The sequence below is a fragment of the Glutamicibacter arilaitensis genome (assembly GCF_044793945.1).
GTDB lineage: Bacteria > Actinomycetota > Actinomycetes > Actinomycetales > Micrococcaceae > Glutamicibacter > Glutamicibacter arilaitensis_B.
Window position 1 is genome coordinate 3,132,810 of record NZ_CP084994.1, and the last position, 19,264, is coordinate 3,152,073.

Consider the following 19,264-nt stretch of genomic DNA (forward strand, 5'->3'; position numbering starts at 1 on the left):
GCCCCAATATTTCCCCACCTAAGAGATGGATTATGGACCACCTGACGAACACCGCGCCGCAGCAACCTATCGACCATCAAGTCCTGGTTGTCGGCGAAGCCCTGATCGATGTGGTTGCCAGCGCCGAGGGATCCATTTCGCATCCCGGCGGATCACCGGCCAATGTGGCATTCGGCCTGGGCCGGCTGGGCGCCGAGGTCGGGTTGCTGACAGCCCTGGGTGATGATGACTTCGGTGACCGCATCCAAGAGCACCTGCGCACGGCGCAGGTGCGGCTGCTGCCTGGCTGCGTGTCGCTCCCGCGCACCGCATCGGCAACCGCTGTGCTCGGTGACGATGGTTCGGCCCGCTATGAATTCGACATCAATTGGGACCTCGCCCCGCGCACGCTTGAGCCGCTGCCGAAGATACTGCATGCCGGGTCGATCGCCACGTTCCTGGAGCCCGGGGCTGCCGCGGTCGCCGCGCTGCTGGAGCAGGCCAAGGGCCGCTGCCTGGTGACCTACGATCCGAATATCCGGCCGGCCCTGCTCGGAGCCCATGACCAGGCGCAGGCAACCTTCGAACGCATGGCGCAGCTCTGCGATCTCGTCAAGCTCAGCGATGAGGACGCGGCATGGCTGTATCCCGACCTCGACGCGGCGCAGGCCGTGGGGCGCATCCTCGAGCTGGGCGTTTCGCTGGTGGTGCTCACACGCGGCGCAGCCGGCTCCACCTTCAGCACCGCCGAAGACCAGGTTGAAATCCCGGCTGTGCCCAGCCAGGTTGCGGACACCATCGGCGCCGGCGACGCCTTCATGTCGGCCCTGCTCTATGGCTTGCTGCATCAGGGAAACCTGCGCCTTGACCCGCTGGCCCTTGCCGAGCTGGGCCGGACCTCCGCGGCCGCCGCGGCTCTGGCAGTTCGCCGTCCGGGCGCCATGCCGCCGACCATCGATGAGCTGGCAGTGCTACTGGACGAGGAGTCCAGTTCGCCGGTCCGCGGATAGCTTCGGAGACGAAGGGACCGCGGAGCCGTGCCCCATTCAACTTTTAGAAGGCTACGCCGCAATGCAAGATCACGTTTGCGTAGGGGGTGGCTTCCCCGGTGCGCACGATGATCTTCGCTTTAGGCAATTCGGCCTTCAACGATTCGTGAGAGATGAATCCGGGCTCAAGTCCGTAGGAAGCGCAGAGTTCCTGGACCGCCCCACCCTCGGCTTCTGCAGCCAGGGTGCTGTTCTCAACCACCATATTGCGGGTCAGCACCGACAGGACCTGTTCGAAGCTGAGCAGTCCTTGCACTACCGCCAAATCGATGACGGTGGCTCCTGCCGGAATCGGCAGACCGCAGTCGGCGATCACCACGGTGTCGGTGTGCCCCAACTTGGCCAATGCGCCAAGCAGTGGAGCGTTGAGAATTTCGGATTTCAGCACGAAGGCTTCCTTAGATCTTGCTCGAAGTGGACTTAGAGGTTCTCTAGCGAACGCGGGTAGGAGGCTTGGGCACCGTGCGCCTGGACCGTCAGCGCCGCGAATTTCCCGGCGAATTCCGCTGCCTGGACCAGGCTGTCACCCTGGGCGAGCCGGGCTGCTACCGCACCAGTGAAGGCGTCCCCCGCGCCGGTGGTATCCACCGCTTTGACCTTGACTGCCGGCAGCTGCTCGAGGCTGTGCTGCTCTCCGTGGCGCTGGGCGACAAGGCAGCCGTTGGCACCCAGGGTGATGAGAACCGAGGACAGCCCATGGGCCATGAGCTTTTCGGCGATGACCGGTTCAGACTCGGTGGAGACGCTTTCGCTGCGATCAAGCTGTTGCAGGATAAGCGCCGCTTCGTGCTCATTGACCACCAGCGGATCTGCCTTCAGCAGGTATTCGCGGTCCAGCTCGATCACCGGGGCGAGGTTCAGCACAACCCGATCGGTTGCCAGATCCATGGCCGTGGTGATGCCCGAGGCCGGGATTTCGCCCTGCAGCACCAGGATGCCGTGTAGCTCCCCAGCTGCGCTGACCGCCTCGGCGGTCACCGTGGAGTTGGCGCCGGAAACCACGGCGATGGAATTCTCCGCGGCCGCATCGACCTGGATGATTGCCACGCCCGTGGGCTCGGAGACCGTGGCCACCCGGGCAAGGTCTACGCCTGCCTCTTCCAACTGCGCGAGGGCAACCTGCGCATGGCTGTCATTGCCAACCGCACCGATGAATTCGGTGTGTGCACCGGCCAGCGCTGCGGCCAGTGCCTGGTTGGCCCCTTTGCCGCCGGGCGAGAGCTGATAGGAATCGGCCAACACGGTCTCACCGGGGCCGGGCAAGCGGTTCATCAGTGCGGTGATGTCCACGTTGCTCGATCCAACGATGGTGACTTGTACGTTGTCCTTCATGATTTTTCCTTAGCTTGTTGTAGCTGCATTAGCTCTCGACCGGCGAAAGGGGGTGCTGGCTGGAATTACTTGGTGGCGTACTCGGCGACGTTTTCGGTGTCCACGGTGTCCACCGCGACCTGAACGGTTTCCTCTACGGCTTCATCCTTCATGGCCTTTGCAAGGATCTGCACCGACTGCTTGCCCAGCTCGGCTGGGTTCTGCGCGATAGTGGCAACGAGGGTGCCCGCCTCCACTGCCTTGAAGCCGTCTTCGGTGCCATCGAAGCCAACAACCTTGACGGCCTTGCCTGCCTTGTCGCCCAGAGCCTGGATGGCGCCGAGCGCCATTTCGTCATTCATAGCCAGCACGCCTGCGGCGTCCGGGTTTGACTGCATCAGGTTGGTGACCACGTCCAGTGCCTCGGCCCGGTCGAAGTTAGCGGTCTGCGAGGAAACGACCTCGATGCCTGCAAATTCCTTCAGGCCCTTGGTGAAGCCCTCGCCGCGCTCGTTGGTTGCCGAAGCGCCCGGTACACCTTCGAGGATGATGATTTTGCCCTTGCCATCCAGGGATTCTGCCAAGGCCTTGGCTGCCTGCTCGCCGCCAGCCACGTTATCCGAGGCGACGAATGACGCGACCTTGGTCTCTCCCACCGAACGGTCAACGGCGACGATTGGAAGTTCGGCGGCGACTACCGGGGCCAGGCCGGCTTCCGCGGTCTCGGTATCCACGGCGTTGATGATGACTCCGGCGCTGCCATCGGTGGCGGCGGTGGCCAGCTGGTTCGCCTGGCTGGCCGAGTCATTCTGGGCGTCGACCACCGACAGCTCGATGCCCTGAGCCTTGGCCTCGGCTTCTGCGCCGTCACGCAGGTCGACGAAGAATGGGTTGTTCAGGGTCGATACGGCCAGGGTCGCTTTGCCACCCTCGGCTGCCGCTTCGCCGCGGCCGCAGGCGCTGGCGCCGAGTACGAGGGCCAGGCCCAGGGTCAGGGCGGTGGTCTTGCGCACGATGTTCTTCATCGGGTTCTCCTTTGAACTAAATGTTGAGTGGTTGATCAATAAAAGTTTTAGTGGCGCACGTTCTTGCGGCGCAGCACGTCGAAGCCCACGGCGATCGCGATCACCAGGCCGATGACTACCTGCTGCCAGAAGGCGGACACCGAGAGCAGATTCAGGCCGTTGCGGATGACCGCGAGGACCAGGGCGCCGATCAGCGTGCCGGAGATGCGTCCGACACCGCCCGAAAGCGAAGCGCCGCCGATGACTACCGCGGCGATGGCGTCCAGCTCGTAGCCGCTGGCAAGAGTGGGCTGCGCCGAATCCAGACGGCCTGCCAGGATCATGCCCGACAGCGCGGCGAAGATGCCGGAGATGACGAAGACGGTGACCAGTACGCGCTTGACCGGGATTCCAGAGAGCCGCGCGGCTTCGGTGTTGCCGCCCACGGCGAAGGCGTTTTTGCCGATGATGGTGCGGTTCAGCACGAACGCCGCGATCAAGCCCGAGACAAGCAGAATCAAGATCGGCACCGGCATGAAGCCCAAATCCCCGCCCAACCAGGACACCGCCTCGCCGGTGGCGATGGGGCGTCCGTCGGAGATGACCAGGGTCAGCCCGCGCACGATGGTGAGCATCGCCAGCGAGGCGATGAAGGTGGGCAGTTTGCCGTAGGCGCTCATTGCACCGGTGACCCAGCCGCAGAGTCCGCCGATGGCAAGGCCGACGATGATCGACATCCCGTCGGGCAGTCCGGCGGTGGTTACCCAGTAGGAGGAGGTCATCGCCGAGATCGCGGCGATGGAACCGACCGAAAGGTCGATGCCGGCGGCGACGATCACGAAGGTCATGCCGAAGGCCATTACCGCGATGGTGGAGACCTGGATGCCGATGTTCATCAGATTCGGCCCGGTCAAGAAGCGCGGGGTCGCGATGAACATGGCAAGGCAAAGAACAACCAGGCCGACTAGGGCACCGTTGTTTGCAAGGAATGCCTTGAAGTCAAAGCCCTTCTTGGGTGTGGTGGCTACGCTGCTCATTACTTCTTTCCCATTTCATCTTCGCGGTGCACATTGCTCACGGCCAGGGCCATGATGCTGTCTTGAGTGGCTTGTTCGGTGGCTAGTTCTCCGGCGATCCGGCCCTGGCTCATCACCAGGACGCGGTCACTCATGCCCAGCACTTCGGGCAGTTCGCTGGAGGCCATCAGTACGCAGCCTCCGGCGGCGGTGATCTCATTGATCAGCTCGTAGATTTCGACCTTCGCCCCGACGTCCACGCCACGGGTTGGTTCGTCCAGCAGCAGCACCTTCGCGCCGGCGGAGAACCAGCGGCCGAAGACCGCTTTCTGCTGGTTGCCTCCGGAGAGGGAACGGATCGGCTGGTCGATGCTTCCCATGCGGATGCGCAGCCGGGCGGCCACGGATTCGGCGCGCTCGCGCTGGCCCTTGCGGTCCACCAGGCCGCCCTTGGCGGTGGAAGCCATGGTGGCGTAGCCGATGTTCTCAGCTACGGATGCGTCCAGCACCAGCCCCTGGGTTTTGCGGTCCTCGGGCACATGGCCGAGGCCCGCGCGCGTGGCGGCCGCGACATCGTTGCTTGGAAGTTTCTTTCCGGCGACCTTCACGGTTCCGCTGGAGTACTTATCTGCTCCGGCGATCGCGCGGATCAGCTCGGTGCGCCCGGCGCCCATCAGCCCAGCCAGGGCGACGACCTCACCGGGGCGGACCGACAGCGAGATGTTCTCAAGCGCGCCGATGGACAGGTTCTCCACGCTCAGCAGCGCGGTTTGTCCGGGGACTGTTGCCTGGCGCGGGAACTGGGCGTCGATATCGCGGCCGACCATCAGGCGCACGAGTTCATTCTCGTCGGTGTCCGCGGGCACGGTGGCGATGAACTTGCCGTCACGCAGCACGTTGACGAAGTCGCCAATCTCGGCGATCTCATCCAAGTGGTGGCTGATGAATACCATTCCCACGCCCTTGGCCTTCAGCTGGTTCACTACCTCGAAGAGGCCTGCGATTTCCGCGTTGGTCAGCGCTGCGGTCGGCTCGTCGAGAATCAGCACGCGGGCATCCAGGGACAGCGCCTTGGCGATTTCCACCAGCTGCTGCTCGGCTAGGCCGAGGTTCCCCACCGGGGTGTTCACATCGAGACTCAGGCCCAGCTGGTCCAGCGCCTCGCGGGCGATGCGGCGCATCTCGCGGCGGTTGATGATGCCGAAGCGGCGCGGTACCCGGCCCAAGGTGATGTTCTCGGCGATGGTCATCGAAGGAACCAGGTTCAGCTCCTGGTGGATGGTGGCGATGCCTAAGGCTTCGGAAGCCTTGGTGTCCGGGATCTTCACTTCCTTGCCGTCCATCAGGATGCGTCCGGAGTCGGCGGTGTGCACCCCGGCGATCATCTTGATCAGGGTGGACTTGCCCGCGCCGTTTTCGCCGAGCAGGACCGAGACCTTGCCGGCGTGGACCTCGACGGTGACCTCGTCGATCACTTGGACGGGCCCGAACGATTTACAGACCCGGTCAAGGACCAGTAGAGCGTCATTACTCATGGGCGTGCCTTTCCTTCCATCACTGGTGTTGCTTGAGCGGCCACCGAGGCGCGCGAAGTAAATTTGCTTTGCAGCTCTTGGGGTGCCGGATCCTGGCCTTGCATCACCGCGGTCAGGGAGCTGACCGCGAGCCGCCCCATAAGCCCCAAATCGTGGCTGATGGTGGCGATCGGCGGGTCATGCATCAGCATCGCGTCGACCTCATCGAAGGTGATCACCGACAGGTCCGTGCCCACGCGGATGCCGGCTTCGCGCCAGACGGTGAGCGCTCCGATGGCCATCGGCGCATCGGCGATGATCACGGCGCTTGGCTTGTCGCTGCGGCTGAGCAACCAGCGAGCTGCCTCGGCCCCCGACGCGGGCTTGAAGTCGCCGACGAAGTGCAGCGATTGATCGTGATCCAATCCGTTCGCCGCAAGAGCTGATTTGAAGGAGCTGTAGCGTTCCAACGCGGTGGAGGCATGCTTTGGTCCGCCGATGAACGCGATCGTGGAATGGCCCAGTTCTTTGAGCGTGGCTACCGCTTCGTTGACCGCGTTGGTGCTGTCGGTGGTGATCGCCGGGACGTTGCTTCCGCGCAGTGCGCGGTCCACGAAGACCGTGGGGATGCCGCTGGAAAGTACGCGCTGCATCATCTGGCTGGGCGTATCGGCTTCTTCGTCCAGGCCTTGCGGGACAATGATCAGCCCGTCCACGCGGCGTGAAAGCATGGTTGCCAGAAAGTCGTCTTGCTGCGTGGAGTCTTCGTTGGCATTGCCCATGAAGGTCATCAGGCCCGCGGCCCGGGCATGCTGTTCAACGGAGTGCGCCAAATCGGAGAAATAAGGGTTGCGTACATCCGAGATGAGCAAGGCAATGGAGTCTGTTTTGGTGGAGCGCAGGGAGCGGGCTTGCGCGTTAGGCATGAAGCCCAAGTCGCTGGCAGCTGCCTCAACCTTGGAGCGGGAGGATGGCGAGGTGGCCGGGTGACCGGACAGGACGCGCGAGGCGGTGGCAACAGATACACCTGCTGCGCTGGCGACGTCCTTGATGGTGACCGCATTCATGGCCAATAAGCTCCCTTGCTTACTCATGTAATCGATTCCATGGAATCGATTACACAGTCTTCCCTACGGAGGATTTCTAGTCAAGGCAGACGCGACGGCTTAGGCAGGGGAAAACCCGGCGCATACTCGGGACACGCCCCTGACCAGCCAGTTTGGAGAGAGGCAGGAATTGATCACCGAAAAACTCAGATTTATTCCGCTGGATCGGCGCCACCCCATGCCTCCGGTGTGCGCAGTTGACTATGATGAAAGCGTGTCGGTTACTCAGCTTTCGGATAGCGCGCAGAATTACCTCAAGATCATTTTCAGTCTGAATGAATGGTCTGATGAGCCGGTGACCCCTACGGTCATCGCCGAGAAGGCTGGGATGAAGCTGTCCACGGTATCCGGCGCCATGGCCAAATTGCGCCAGCAAGGCTTATTGGACCACGCACCCTATGGTGCGGTTTCGCTGACCCCGCTCGGTCGAGAGTACGCCGTCACCATGGTGCGTCGGCACCGGCTGATCGAAACCTTTCTGGTGCAGATGCTCGGCTACCGCTGGGATCAGGTCCACGATGAGGCCGAGCAACTTGAACATGCAGTTTCGGAGTTCATGATTCAGCGCATCGATGAGCTGCTCGGACACCCGACCCGCGACCCGCATGGCGATCCGATCCCCACCGCAGAGGGGGCCATCTCGATTCCCGTTGCCATTCTGCTCGCCGAGGCGCAGCCAGGGCAAAAAGTGACGGTAGAGCGGATCTCCGACTCGGATTCCGAACTCTTGCAGTATTTCTCGGAGAATGGCATCACCGTGGGAGCGCAACTGGCGATCGCCACCGGCGCCCCATTTTCCGATACCTTGGAGGTCACTGCCAACGGCAGTGAGTCGGTGATTCGACTTGGCACGCGCGCCACCGAAGCCGTCTGGGTCTCCGCCCTGCCCTAAAGCGTTTCTTCATGCGCCGCTAGTTGGCGGACAGCTCCAGGGATTTGCGGCGGCGGAGCAACATGAGCCGATGGGCCACCAGCCCTTGCCGCGGGCTGAACAGGTAAATCAACACGAAGATCGCGCCTTGCGAAAGCACCACCATGCCGCCGGTTGAAGCATCCACGTAGTAGCTGACGTACACGCCGATAATCCCAGCCAACGCGGCAAGCGCCGGAGCGATGATCAGCATCTTGCCGAAACTATTGGTTAGCAGGTAGGCGCTGGCGCCGGGGATGATCAGCATCGCCACCACCAGAATGACCCCAACCGCCTGTAGCGCCACCACCGAAGTCATCGCGAGCAGCCCCAAGAGCACTGCTCCAATCAATCGCGGATTCATCCCCAAAGCATGCGCGTGGGTCGAATCGAAGGCATACAAAGTGAAATCCTTGCGCTTCAAAACCAGGATCAGGAAGGTCACCGCCCCGAGGATGATGACCTGCCATAGATCTGCGGCCGAGACTCCAAGCAGATTTCCGAAGATGATGTGGTTCAAATCCAGATGGCTTGGGGTGACCGAAATCAGCACCAGGCCGAAGGAAAAGAGCGTGGTGAATACGATGCCGATGGCTGCGTCTTCTTTCAGCCTTGAGGTATCGCGGACTCCCCCGATCAGCGCCACTGCCAGGAACCCAAAGACCAAGGCCCCCAGTGCGAAGGGTGCACCGACAATGTAAGCGAGCACAACCCCGGGCAGCACCGCGTGGGAGACCGCATCTCCCATCAGCGACCAGCCAATGAGTACCAGCCAGCAGGAGAGCACCGCACACAGGATTGCCGCGATGACCGTGACGGCGAGCGCCCGCACCATGAAGGTGTAGCTCAGCGGTTCGGCCAATAGCTCGATCAGGTTCATGCTGCGTCGCCTCGGTTCATCGGGTCCAGGCCAAAGGCCATGGCGAGATTCTCAGGTCGCAAGACCAATTGCGGGTCGCCTTGCATCAAAACCTTGCGCATTAATAGAATCGCCTGGTCCGCCAAGGCCGGTAGCGCATGCAGGTCATGGGTTGAGATCAGCACGCTTCCGCCCTGATCTGCCACCTCACGCAATAGCTTGGTAATTGTCGCTTCGCTGCGCTTGTCCACCCCGGCAAATGGTTCGTCCAGAAGCATGATGCTTGATTCCTGTGCGATGCAGCGAGCCACGAAGGCCCGCTTCTTTTGCCCACCGGATAATTGACCTATTTGCCGTCCCGCATGCTCGGTCAATTCCACGCGTTCCAGCGCAGCGTCCACCGCCGCCTGATCCGCCTTCTTGGGACGCCGGGTGAAGCCCATATGCCCGTAGCGTCCGGTCATCACGACCTCGCGCACCGAGATCGGGAAGTCCCAGTCGACCGCCTCATTTTGCGGGACGTAGCCGATAGCCCCGGATTTGCGTGCCTGCAAGGGGGTCGCCCCGTTGACCAGCACCTTGCCGGTATCGGGCTTGAGCAACCCCATAATCGTTTTGAAGAGCGTGGATTTTCCGGACCCGTTCATGCCGACTAATCCGCAGACGGATCCGCGTTCTAGTTGCACCGAAGCCTTGTCCAGGGCGAGTACAGATCCATAGTGAACCGTCGCCGCGTCAACATCGATTGCAAGTGTCATTTGAGTTCTCCTCTTAAGGCACGGGCGATGGTTTGCGCGTCATGGGTGATGAGGTCAAGATAGCTGGGCACCGGCCCGTCGGGCTCGGATAAGGAATCCACGAAGAGCGTTCCTCCGTAGACCGCGTCGGTGGATTCCACCACGCGCTGCATGGCAGCGTCCGAGACGGTCGATTCGCAGAAGACTGCCGGAACCTCGTGCTCGCGAATGTAGTCAATGGCTGCCGCAACCTTGCGCGGGGTGGCCATGGACTCGGCGTTCACGGCCCAGAGATATTTTTCGCGGAGTCCGACGTCTCGGGCCAAATAGCTGAAGGCTCCCTCGCAAGTGACAAGCACCCTTTGCCGCTCTGGCACTTGAGCGAGGTCCCTGGCGAGCTGGTCTTGGACCGCTTGGATCTCCTGCTTATAGGCTTCACCGTTTTTAGCGAAGTCCCTCGCGTGTTCAGGATCGAGTTCGCTGAACCCTTGGATCATATGGTCCACGTAGATTTTGACGTTCAGCGGACTCATCCAGGCATGCGGGTTGGGTTTGCCGATTCCGGCATCTTCAGCAATGCCAATGACTTCCACTCCGTCGCTAACCGTCAGGTGCGGCGCAGGGTTATCGTGGACAAATTGTTCGAACCATGCTTCCAAATTCAACCCGTTGTCAAGGATCAGATCCGCGTGAGAGGCCCGCCGCAAATCATCCGGGGTTGGTTCGTAGCCATGAATTTCGGCCCCAAGTTTAGTCACCGATTCAACGCGCAAATGCTCGCCGGCAACATTTTGCGCAATGTCCGCGAGAACGGTGAAAGTCGTCAGAACCACTGGCCGATCATCCTGCGCAGGCTCTAATTCGGGCTCATCTGAAACACTGCAGCCACTAAGCACCAGTACGAAGATGCAGGTCAGGGTCAGGGCGCGCAGAAGCCAAGACCCCTGCCACCTGCTTTGCGCTGTTTGCACCGTTGCCCACACCATTTCACGTTTGACCGCCACGAAAAATCCGCTTACACACAGCATAATGTTTGAGGGGTCAAACATCAAAGTTGGCGACTAAATTTCTGCGAAATATATGTGCGGGCTAGACCCCTACGAGCGTATTAATCAGCCGCGCAGCGGTACGTGCGGTACGTCCGTCAATATCAAAACGCGGGTTAAGTTCCACCACATCGACAAGCGCGAGCTTTCCACTGTCGACAACTTGCCGGCAGATTGCATGAATGACCTCTAGTGGAACTCCGTAGGCAGCCGGTGCACTCACCCCTGGCGCAACCGAAGCGGGTAATACGTCGAGGTCGATAGTCAGATACAGCTGATCGACGCCGTGCAAAAAACTATCGATGAACTCGGTGACGGCCCCGAGGGAGCTCGCCCCGCATTGCTCATCAAGCAGGTACCTAACGCCCAAAGCCGCGGCCTGGTCAAATAACTGCCGCGTGTTGTTCGGCTGGCTGATGCCAAGAACTGCGTAGTTGAATGCTCGCCCGGCGGCGAGCATGTCGTTGGCGATGTCTTTAAAAGGCGTACCGCTACTTCGGCGTGGTGCACTGCGCAAGTCGAAGTGCGCATCAAGGTTGAGGATTCCGATACGCGCATCGGGATGGTTTTGGAGTTGATCAAAAAGGCCACCAAAGGATCCATAGGCCGTCTCATGCCCTCCGCCGAGGACCACCGGGAGTGCCCCCGCGTTTAATAATTCGCTAACGCTCTTAGCTAATCGCATCTGGCCTGATTCGAGCTCGTCACCAACAACCACTATGTCGCCTGCGTCGCAGACCGCGCGCGATTCATGGATCGCAAACGAGCTCAGCGCAGCGCGTAGAGCAGCCGGCCCTTCAGCCGCACCGATTCGTCCGTGGTTTCGCAACACACCTGCATCCGAGGCAAAGCCGAGAAGTGCTACCGGACGACGGCCCGCCTGCGGTGCGGACATCTCGCATGGCCCAATTGCGACGTGCTGATGCCAGCGCAGATGCTGCTCACCGGTCCCGTCAGTTCGACCGCTCCAGCTTGCGGCTTGTCGGTCTACTTGAATTTCCGGGTTCGGCACAAATTTCTCCATGTCACCAGCAGACCAGATACTTGCCTTCGCATGCTAGAGCTTCAACCGATGCAAGTCCGGGATTTCGGACTGATCCACAGACGACGGTCCCTTCGTTGCACCATCCATCAGTTTCAGCGGGCCAGAGCGCTGAGATCCAGCCTGCCATCAGTTCCCGAATCCCCATAGACCTCAACGTGAATATGGTCTAAGTGCAGTGTGGTGTCGTTCCAGTTATTCGAGAACTGGTTTCCGTACTTGCCCGAACCGGAGTATTCATTCCAGCCCGTCACCGGAAGCCAGATCTGATCCTGCCAAATAAGATAATAGATTCCCAGTTGAGCGCGATTATCGATCAGGAACTGAGCTAGCTCATCACCCTGAGCGATCCGGCGCTTGTTCTTGTAGTCCCGGATCATCAAATCCACTGCTTTGCCTGCGCTATGCCCGACTGAACCACTGCGAATCGTGTGGATGTAGCTGACCGTGTCGCTGAATCGGCCATCAATTGCCTTCATAACTCGACGCGCATCAGGTTGGAGGGTTGCCGGCGCCCGCTGGGATAGGTAGCTCTCCTTGATCCACCCGTAGCCTCTGGATGTTTTCACGTTCGCCCAGCCAGTGCTTGACTTCAGATACGTGACCTTCTCACCTGAAGGTACGACGCCTTTGCTCTGATGAGTGACCCCAGCGCCAGCGCGAAGGTTGACGTTGGCTGTCGTCCATCGGTAGTTGTTTGTTTCCTGCAAGTCTGGCGCAGGTTTCTTGGGCGCAGTAGTTGACAGGTAGCCGGAACTGATCCATCCGGTGCCTTTGGAGGTGCTCACCCGTATCCAACCATTGGCGCTTCCAAGTGCAGTGACCAGCTGGTGCTTAGTGACAACACCCAGAGACTGGTGGGTCACCGAGTACCCCGCGCGCAAATGCACGTTGCTTGTCGTCCAGCGTTTCAGCTTATTCAGTGGCTTGTAGGCACTGTTGACCAGTGAGCTGGTTGCTACCCAGCCGGTACCGCGGGAAGTTTTCACCTGGGACCACGAGCCGCTGGCGGCGTAGAACCCAACCTTCTCCCCAACCCGGATGACACCATAAGACTTGGCTTTAGTGGAAGCGCTGGCGCGCACCGCTACGGATTTCACGGTCCAACGGTTGCCCTTCAATACGTTGGTGACGGGCTTGCTCGCGGTCAGCTCCCGAGTGGCCACCCAGCCGATGCCCTTGGAGGTTTTGACTCGGGCCCAACCGTTGGCGGTGCCATACATGCTCACCTTTTCATTTTTGGGAACGGTACCTATGTGCCTGCTTGATCCAGCGTTATTCGAGCGCAGTGCCGTCTGCTTAACGGTCCAGCGAAATGTGGCGGAATAAGGCTTGTAATAGCTGCTCACCAAATTTTTGGTAGGGACCCAACCTGTACCGCGCGTTGTCCTCACCTTGGACCATGATCCCTTGCTCAGGTAGAGGCCGACCTTTTCGCCGGATTTAATAGTGCCCAAGGATTTGGACTGATTCCAGTTGCCCTGGCGCACCACGGTGCTAGTGATCACCCACCGATTGCCAAGGACCTTATTGACCACTGGCTTCGTGCTGGACAGTTGCTTGGCGGATATCCATCCCCTGACACCAGAAGCGGAGACGTAAGCCCAGCTTCCCGAAGTTCGCAACCATTCGATCTTTGCTCCGGATGCGACGCGGGTGACGGTGGTTGCTCTAGTGGAAGCTGATTTGTAGACCGACTGAGCGGACTTGGTGTACCGATACACCGCAGCCGGCATAGACGAGGAAAGCTGGTTAGTCGGCACGAACCCAATCGCGCGTCCGATCTTAATGCGAGTCCAAGCTCCCGAAGACCCTAGTCTTTGAACCTTGGTTTTACGGATCACGCCGGTCAATGAAGTCGATGAGGCGGATGCCTTCTGGCGTAATGCCTGGAAAGACTTCAGGTAGCGATAAACACTTGCCTTCGGCTTAGACTCGCTCGGAACCGCAACCCCAGTCAGGTATTTGGATGAGACCCATCCGGTCTTTTTCGCATAGCTCACCTGGTCCCATCCGGTGCTGCTCCGGATCACCGATACCGTGGTATTTTTTGGAATCACCAGCAGCGAAGCGGATTTGCTTGACGCGGTTTTCCGCAGGTTCAAATTTGCTGTGGTCTTCTTGGAGAACTTCGCTTTCGCGGTGGCAATTTCCACCACGGATTCCGACCGAATCTGCGGTGAAGCAACAGCCGGTATTCCGAGCCCTACAGTCAAAACTGCTGCGAGCGCAAGACTCAGTACACGGTTGACGCGCATTAATTTATGTACCCTCGTGACAAGGCATTTCTGCCGATCCTCGTTGGCTCACGAAAGTGAACAGCCATACGCTGTGGTGACATGACTGTTACCGCCAAAAAGAATCATGACACAAAAACGAGGCTCGCGTATACAAGAGGTAAAACTGTCGTTTAAGGCTTATCACAGAGAATGAATGCGGTGGTCGAGCCGGGGTCAATTTCGGTTCGACCGGCGTCTTGGATCACCGGGCCGGAAGCGTGATCAGAGAGCCGTTCGAACTCGTTGCGCGGCAGTTGTTTGACGCCGACCGGTGCGTGATCATTGAGCCAGTGTTCGATGAAGCTCGGCTCTGCTTCAGTCAGCCAAGCGAATAGCGCATGCGCTGCTTGCGCCGCGGCTTTGCCGGTGGACATACCCAAAGATTTGTTCAGAACAATATTCACCGAGGAAACTAGAACCTCATCGCTTTTTGGCAGCTCGGTTCCGGAGACCTGCAGCTTGGCGATCAACTTGGGCAAGTCAGCGGCGGGCAGTGGTGGCAATCCGACGGCTTGGGCCTTGCCCACCTCGCTGACCATCTGCTCAGGGAACAACTCTAAGACTTTGGCGAACATTTTTGGATTAGCGCGGCGCACCGATTTCGCGAAGGCTTGGCTAGCCCAGGTTTGCCACTCAGGGTTCTGCGGATCTTGCAGATAGGCAATGATCGCCGCCCGTGCCACCGCCGAGATCCCTTCATCCTCGGTAGATGGATCTTCCTTGTCGATCCGCAAGATGATGGGTTGCACTAATTCGAAAGGTTGTCGCTCAGTTTGCTCGCTCACCACTTCATTCTATGTGCCGGTCACTTGCTGCGTAGTGGAACGTTGAACCGTACAACGTCTAGTGTCCCGCTTTCCGTCGTCACGAGACGAAACTTGCCAACCACTTTCAGGCGTTGAGAAACCAACCTCCAGTAGTCGTCGGGCAAGGAACTACACATACGACAATCCTCATGTCGAGGACTCAGGAACCACACTGGTTCAACCCAATATCGGCCAAATCGTAGAATTAGTGGCTGCCTCGCCATCGAGTACACCTGAATATTGGACCGGTGATTTCCGCCTGTTTCAGGCATTGAATTGCACGCAAATCGGTCCTCTTCATGTTTGACTTCCCTGGCCGTGAGCGCGACGATTAGGGATGCTCCCTAGATGCCAACGGGGCGTACTTGCATCATTCGCCGGACCCCAAGGAGAAAACAAGATGACTTCTCAGGATCCGGATACTCGCGATGCACGCACCGCGGTAGACAAAGCTATGGCCTTGCTTCGTGCTTTCGGCGATGAAGCGGCCACTGGTGTCGGAGTCAGCGAACTCGCTCGACGAGCCGAACTGTCCAAGTCCACCGCCTTTCGCCTCTTGGCATCCTTGCAATCGAACGGCGCGGTGGACCGCGCAGGCAATGCTTATCGGCTCGGCAAGCTGATCCAGGATTTGGGGACCACGCAGGAGTCGGATCTGCATGCCAGATTGCGTGATGCGCTGACCCCGTTCATGGTGAATCTCTACGAGGCCACCCGGCAGACGGTGCATTTGGGCGTCTTGCAAGGCACCGACGTGGTGTACCTGAATAAGCTCTACGGTCAGCTTGCCGTGCGAAGCCCTTCACGAATCGGCGGCCGTCTCCCCTCTTACTGCACGGCAGTGGGAAAGGTTCTCTTGGCATACAATCCAGACGTCGCTGGCGCCGTGATGGCCAAGGAAATGTACACGTGGACGAAAAACACAATTACCTCCCCTGATCAGCTCGCCGCTGAGCTCAATACCATCCACAAGGAACATGTGGGCTACGACCGGGATGAAATACTCATTGGTCTCAATTGCGTGGCGGCGCCGGTATTCGATGGCAGCGGCCGCGCGATAGCAGCCCTATCCATCTCAGGTCCGACCGGGCGTTTCAATCCGCAGAGCCAAACCACGGTGCTGCGCAAGGTGGCGTTCGAAGCATCACGGGCTGCAGCTGCCGTCACGGCGGCGGTGCAGCGCTCGCAGTGACTTGCCGGTGAGATTTCTGTCAACGGCACGAACATAATGGGCCGGCCGAGGTCTCGTGCTGACGGCTGAAAACCCCTGTTCCGCTGAGCCCTGGATCGGCTATTCCACGCCCTAAATAGCCGGACCTTCTCCGTAAATACTCAGCGGGCTGTGATTCTTGCAAGGAACAGCGGCTTCAGCAAACTCCAAGGCCTTGAGCGTTCATGAGCTCTCGGCAGTGCCTGGAGAAGAAACCGAGAAGCCGGCACAACGCAATTTAGCATTTCGTTCCGCAGTCCGGAACGCTCCTTCGTGTTCTTGCACACCGCACCGGCAGACTGTAATCCGCGCCACAAAAGCGAATTGCAAGGCGCGCTCACATACTCTTCACCATCAGCATGGAGTTCGCATGACCAATTCAGCACCCCAGTCACAGGAGCCTTCCTCCTCAAAAGGAACCCGCCGCGCACTGATTTCTAGTTTCCTCGGCTCGACCGTTGAATACTACGATTTCCTGCTCTACGGCTCGGCGGCAGGTCTAGTTTTCCCGCACCTGTTCTTCTCCGATGACATGGATCCGACCGTGGGCATGGCACTGTCCTTTGTCATCTTGCTCGCTGGCTACGTCACCCGCCCCATCGGTGGCATTCTCTTCGGGCACTTCGGCGATCGCTACGGTCGCAAGAACATGCTGTTCATAACGCTGATGATGATGGGTCTGGTCTCGGTGGCCATTGGCTTGATGCCGACCTATTCAACCATTGGCATCGCCGCCCCACTGCTGCTGGTGCTGCTTCGCGTGGTGCAGGGTCTTGCGGTCGGCGGTGAATGGGCCGGTGCCACACTGATGGCCGCCGAACACGTTCCGGAAAAGAACCGTGGTCTGGCCGCCTCGATCGCCGTGTCCGGCGGTCCAACCGGTTCGGTGCTGGCGACATTGATCCTGGGCCTCTTTGCGGGACTCCCCCAAGAGCAGTTCCTGAGCTGGGGCTGGCGCATCCCCTTCCTGCTTTCGGCGGCGCTTGTGGTCATTGGCCTGTATATGCGCTATCGCGTAGCCGAGTCACCTGACTTCGTCGCGGCTAAGGCGAACAATGAGATTAGCACCGGAGTGCCGATTCTCCGTGTACTTACCAAATACCCGCTTTCTTCGCTTTACGGCATTCTCGCCGGGGCCGGGCCGCTGTTCATGCAGTCGCTGATCGCAATTTTCATGGTCCCCTACGTCGTCAAAACCGGGGTGGTCACTCAGCAAGAAGCCCTGATTATGCTCACGGTCTCCTCGTTCGTGCACATCTTCGCGATTCCGTTCTTCGCAAATCTTTCGGATCGCTACGGCCGACGTCCGGTGATGCTCGCCGGAGCCTTCATCTCCATCGTGTTGGTCTTCCCGATGTTCGCGCTGTTCAATTCGGGGAACTTCTGGATGATTGCCGCAGCGTTCCTGCTCGGCAACCCGATCATCCAAGCTTCCATGTATGGACCGATCGGTGCGTTCCTGGCCGAGAAGTTCGATACCCAGGACCGCTACACCGGTGTTTCTTTGACCTACCAGCTCGGTTCGTTGCTGGGCGCCGGTACCGCACCGCTCATGGCTACCTGGTTGCTCAACCTCGACAACGGTGGTGGAACGAGTAACATCGCCTGGTACTTCATCTTGCTGATCGTGCTCGCAGGCGTTTCGGTAATCCTGTCCAAGGAAACTCGCAACCGTGCCGCACGTACCGCGGCGCGCGCCGAAGAAACCATAGACGACCAAGTAATCAGCCTGTAGTCAATCCGGCGTTCGCTCGATACGAGTCGCATCCGAGCATCAGCCTGCATCCGCCATGTGCATCTACGTCACCGAGGAACGCCAAATAGGCAAGTAGCCCGGCGCGTTCCATCTAATGGAACGGCGAGAAGCTTAAGCAGCATGATGTTCCTATGGTGGAGAGTAGTATCCATGCCGCTTGGCAGTTCAGCGTCATCCGGCAATCGAGACCAATCGATATAAGGAGTACCCCAATGACTCAAACAGCAATCCCGGAATACACCACCGACAAGTTCTTTGGCCTCGAAGACAAATGGTTGCAGACCGCCGAGGGCGAGCTGACCCACTACCACGAGATGGGCGAGGGTACTCCAATCCTGTTCCTGCACGGCTCGGGAACCGGGGTCACCGCAGCTGCCAACTGGTGGTTGAACCTGCCAGAACTCTCCGAGGCAGGACGCTGCATCGCGATCGACTCCGTCGGCTACGGACAGACAGTTGCGGCTGAAGGCATCCAATACGGCATCAAGGAATGGGTCCGCCATGCGGTTCGCACCCTCGACGCGTTGGGTATCGAGAAGACCTGGATCGTGGGCAATTCGCTCGGCGGCTGGTTGGCCTTCCAATTTGCCATCGACTTCCCGGAGCGTTTGCTCGGTGTCGTTTCCATGGGCACCGGCGGCGCCAAGCTCACCGGCGCGCTGAAGGGTCATTCCAACCCGACGCTGACCGAAGAGGGCATTCGCAAGACCCTGGAAATGTTCGTTGTCGACAAGTCGTTGGTGACCGACGAATTGGTGTCCCTGCGCTACCAGTCGGCGCTGAACGACACCGCCAGCGACCGTCTTGCGGAGGTAGTTACCGCTCGTGACCGCGATCGTACCGAACTGCCACTGGACTTCGAGGTGCTGGCCAAGCTGGATATCCCGGTGCTGCTCATCCATGGCGTGCAGGATGTTGTCATTCCTGTCTCGCGCACCTGGGAACTGCTGAATTTGATCCCGAACGCGGACGCGCATATCTTCAGTCAGTGCGGCCACTGGTCGCAGGTTGAACGTGCCGAGGAATTTAATCAGGTAGTTTCTTCATACCTGAAACGCCACGTCTAAAATTTCAAGCATCTAGTCAAAGAGATCCGGCTGACGCAGTTTTCCTGTGTCGGCCGGATCTCTTTGAATTTGATCAGTTGGTTTACACCATTGGACTAAACACCTTCGGGAGCCAACACGATGTCGAATCGAGTTTTAGCCCAGCTCGCTCCTCCTAAGTCGCGACCATCCGGAGTTGGTGTGCCCACCGGCTGTTGGACGAAGTCCTTCACTAGTGACTGTTTCACACCGAAAACTGTGTCGTATTTCAACAGCTCGTCTCCAGCGACGAATATATGGGTCACTAGTGTCCTGCGATTTTCCGCGGTCACCATGAAATGCAAGTGGCTGGCTCTCATCGGCGAACGTCCAGTCGCTTCGAGCATCTTGCCTGCCGGTCCGTCGTCCGGAATGAAGTATGGGGCCGGAGTCAGAGCCCAAAACTGATAATATCCGCACTCAATCTGCGGGGCATCGTCCACAAAGAACGGCCCAAAAACTGTAGACTCATTGGTTTCGCCATAGGCTTCGTTGTTCACGGTTGATACTCTGCATCGAAGAACCGAGGACATCCGAAAGCAGGATGAATTCCTG

At 59.4% G+C, this 19,264-nt stretch carries 18 protein-coding genes; 5 read left to right on the forward strand and 13 right to left on the reverse strand.

Going from position 1 to position 19,264, the window contains the following annotated elements; all coding sequences use genetic code 11:
- Window positions 1-32 precede the first annotated feature (32 nt).
- The gene (locus LG294_RS14710) at window positions 33-989 is read left to right on the forward strand and encodes a carbohydrate kinase (protein ID WP_404291784.1); all 957 of its coding nucleotides are present in this window, start codon (window positions 33-35) and stop codon (window positions 987-989) included.
- Window positions 990-1,032: 43 nt separating this feature from the next.
- Here LG294_RS14710 and rbsD read toward each other — a convergent pair whose 3' ends face one another.
- The 6 genes from rbsD to LG294_RS14740 all read right to left on the reverse strand — a co-directional run bounded on the left by rbsD (window position 1,033) and on the right by LG294_RS14740 (window position 6,967).
- Complete coding sequence (gene rbsD / locus LG294_RS14715) at window positions 1,033-1,416, reverse strand: D-ribose pyranase (RefSeq protein ID WP_404286976.1); 384 nt, start codon at window positions 1,414-1,416, stop codon at window positions 1,033-1,035.
- 32 nt (window positions 1,417-1,448) lie between these two features.
- Window positions 1,449-2,360, reverse strand: a complete 912-nt coding sequence (locus LG294_RS14720; RefSeq protein ID WP_404286978.1) for a ribokinase — start codon at window positions 2,358-2,360, stop codon at window positions 1,449-1,451.
- A gap of 65 nt (window positions 2,361-2,425) precedes the next feature.
- Entirely contained in the window at window positions 2,426-3,364 is a 939-nt protein-coding gene (locus LG294_RS14725) for a substrate-binding domain-containing protein (protein ID WP_404286980.1), read from the reverse strand.
- 47 nt (window positions 3,365-3,411) lie between these two features.
- On the reverse strand, window positions 3,412-4,380 hold the full coding sequence (locus LG294_RS14730; RefSeq protein ID WP_404286982.1) for an ABC transporter permease: 969 nt from the start codon (window positions 4,378-4,380) through the stop codon (window positions 3,412-3,414).
- Window positions 4,380-5,894 (reverse strand): sugar ABC transporter ATP-binding protein, encoded by a 1,515-nt coding sequence (locus LG294_RS14735; RefSeq protein ID WP_404286984.1) that lies wholly within the window; start codon window positions 5,892-5,894, stop codon window positions 4,380-4,382. Before LG294_RS14735 ends, LG294_RS14730 begins: the two co-directional genes overlap by 1 nt.
- Window positions 5,891-6,967, reverse strand: coding sequence for a LacI family DNA-binding transcriptional regulator (locus LG294_RS14740; RefSeq protein ID WP_404286986.1), 1,077 nt, complete (start codon window positions 6,965-6,967; stop codon window positions 5,891-5,893). The genes LG294_RS14735 and LG294_RS14740 overlap by 4 nt, the downstream gene beginning before the upstream one ends.
- 226 nt (window positions 6,968-7,193) lie before the next feature.
- On the opposite strand from LG294_RS14740, the gene LG294_RS14745 reads away from it, so the two are divergent.
- On the forward strand, window positions 7,194-7,871 hold the full coding sequence (locus tag LG294_RS14745) for a metal-dependent transcriptional regulator (protein ID WP_404286988.1): 678 nt from the start codon (window positions 7,194-7,196) through the stop codon (window positions 7,869-7,871).
- A gap of 19 nt (window positions 7,872-7,890) precedes the next feature.
- On the opposite strand, the gene LG294_RS14750 is transcribed toward LG294_RS14745, so the two are convergent.
- The 6 genes from LG294_RS14750 to LG294_RS14775 form a co-directional block, all read right to left on the reverse strand.
- Window positions 7,891-8,769 (reverse strand): metal ABC transporter permease, encoded by an 879-nt coding sequence (locus LG294_RS14750; RefSeq protein WP_404286990.1) that lies wholly within the window; start codon window positions 8,767-8,769, stop codon window positions 7,891-7,893.
- Window positions 8,766-9,506: a metal ABC transporter ATP-binding protein gene (locus tag LG294_RS14755; protein WP_404286992.1), complete on the reverse strand. Its 741-nt coding sequence runs from the start codon at window positions 9,504-9,506 to the stop codon at window positions 8,766-8,768. The genes LG294_RS14750 and LG294_RS14755 overlap by 4 nt, the downstream gene beginning before the upstream one ends.
- Entirely contained in the window at window positions 9,503-10,471 is a 969-nt protein-coding gene (locus LG294_RS14760) for a metal ABC transporter substrate-binding protein (protein ID WP_404291786.1), read from the reverse strand. The genes LG294_RS14755 and LG294_RS14760 overlap by 4 nt, the downstream gene beginning before the upstream one ends.
- 103 nt (window positions 10,472-10,574) lie before the next feature.
- On the reverse strand, window positions 10,575-11,555 hold the full coding sequence (hutG, locus tag LG294_RS14765) for a formimidoylglutamase (protein ID WP_404286994.1): 981 nt from the start codon (window positions 11,553-11,555) through the stop codon (window positions 10,575-10,577).
- A 113-nt stretch (window positions 11,556-11,668) separates the two neighbouring features.
- A complete protein-coding gene (locus LG294_RS14770; RefSeq protein ID WP_404286996.1) occupies window positions 11,669-13,729 on the reverse strand; it encodes an SH3 domain-containing protein in 2,061 nt (686 codons plus the stop codon).
- Between the two features lie 254 nt (window positions 13,730-13,983).
- A complete protein-coding gene (locus LG294_RS14775; protein WP_404286998.1) occupies window positions 13,984-14,637 on the reverse strand; it encodes a peptidyl-tRNA hydrolase in 654 nt (217 codons plus the stop codon).
- A 421-nt stretch (window positions 14,638-15,058) separates the two neighbouring features.
- Between LG294_RS14775 and LG294_RS14780 the strand changes: the two genes are divergently transcribed.
- The 3 genes from LG294_RS14780 to LG294_RS14790 all read left to right on the forward strand — a co-directional run bounded on the left by LG294_RS14780 (window position 15,059) and on the right by LG294_RS14790 (window position 18,691).
- Entirely contained in the window at window positions 15,059-15,850 is a 792-nt protein-coding gene (locus LG294_RS14780) for an IclR family transcriptional regulator (protein ID WP_404287000.1), read from the forward strand.
- A gap of 388 nt (window positions 15,851-16,238) precedes the next feature.
- Complete coding sequence (locus tag LG294_RS14785) at window positions 16,239-17,603, forward strand: MFS transporter (RefSeq protein WP_404287002.1); 1,365 nt, start codon at window positions 16,239-16,241, stop codon at window positions 17,601-17,603.
- 233 nt (window positions 17,604-17,836) lie between these two features.
- A complete protein-coding gene (locus LG294_RS14790) occupies window positions 17,837-18,691 on the forward strand; it encodes an alpha/beta fold hydrolase (RefSeq protein WP_404287004.1) in 855 nt (284 codons plus the stop codon).
- A gap of 95 nt (window positions 18,692-18,786) precedes the next feature.
- Here LG294_RS14790 and LG294_RS14795 read toward each other — a convergent pair whose 3' ends face one another.
- Window positions 18,787-19,209, reverse strand: a complete 423-nt coding sequence (locus tag LG294_RS14795; RefSeq protein WP_404287006.1) for a hypothetical protein — start codon at window positions 19,207-19,209, stop codon at window positions 18,787-18,789.
- Window positions 19,210-19,264: the final 55 nt, after the last annotated feature.

What these genes read in the sequence shown, in the direction of transcription:
- LG294_RS14755 (WP_404286992.1), bottom strand. Translation starts at nt 9,506, where the DNA reads ATGACACTTGCAATCGATGTTGACGCGGCGACGGTTCACTATGGATCT.
- LG294_RS14785 (WP_404287002.1), top strand. Translation starts at nt 16,239, where the DNA reads ATGACCAATTCAGCACCCCAGTCACAGGAGCCTTCCTCCTCAAAAGGA.
- LG294_RS14720 (WP_404286978.1), bottom strand. Translation starts at nt 2,360, where the DNA reads ATGAAGGACAACGTACAAGTCACCATCGTTGGATCGAGCAACGTGGAC.
- LG294_RS14740 (WP_404286986.1), bottom strand. Translation starts at nt 6,967, where the DNA reads ATGAGTAAGCAAGGGAGCTTATTGGCCATGAATGCGGTCACCATCAAG.
- LG294_RS14790 (WP_404287004.1), top strand. Translation starts at nt 17,837, where the DNA reads ATGACTCAAACAGCAATCCCGGAATACACCACCGACAAGTTCTTTGGC.
- LG294_RS14730 (WP_404286982.1), bottom strand. Translation starts at nt 4,380, where the DNA reads ATGAGCAGCGTAGCCACCACACCCAAGAAGGGCTTTGACTTCAAGGCA.
- LG294_RS14725 (WP_404286980.1), bottom strand. Translation starts at nt 3,364, where the DNA reads ATGAAGAACATCGTGCGCAAGACCACCGCCCTGACCCTGGGCCTGGCC.
- hutG (WP_404286994.1), bottom strand. Translation starts at nt 11,555, where the DNA reads ATGGAGAAATTTGTGCCGAACCCGGAAATTCAAGTAGACCGACAAGCC.
- LG294_RS14750 (WP_404286990.1), bottom strand. Translation starts at nt 8,769, where the DNA reads ATGAACCTGATCGAGCTATTGGCCGAACCGCTGAGCTACACCTTCATG.
- LG294_RS14710 (WP_404291784.1), top strand. Translation starts at nt 33, where the DNA reads ATGGACCACCTGACGAACACCGCGCCGCAGCAACCTATCGACCATCAA.
- LG294_RS14760 (WP_404291786.1), bottom strand. Translation starts at nt 10,471, where the DNA reads ATGGTGTGGGCAACGGTGCAAACAGCGCAAAGCAGGTGGCAGGGGTCT.
- LG294_RS14780 (WP_404287000.1), top strand. Translation starts at nt 15,059, where the DNA reads ATGACTTCTCAGGATCCGGATACTCGCGATGCACGCACCGCGGTAGAC.
- LG294_RS14735 (WP_404286984.1), bottom strand. Translation starts at nt 5,894, where the DNA reads ATGAGTAATGACGCTCTACTGGTCCTTGACCGGGTCTGTAAATCGTTC.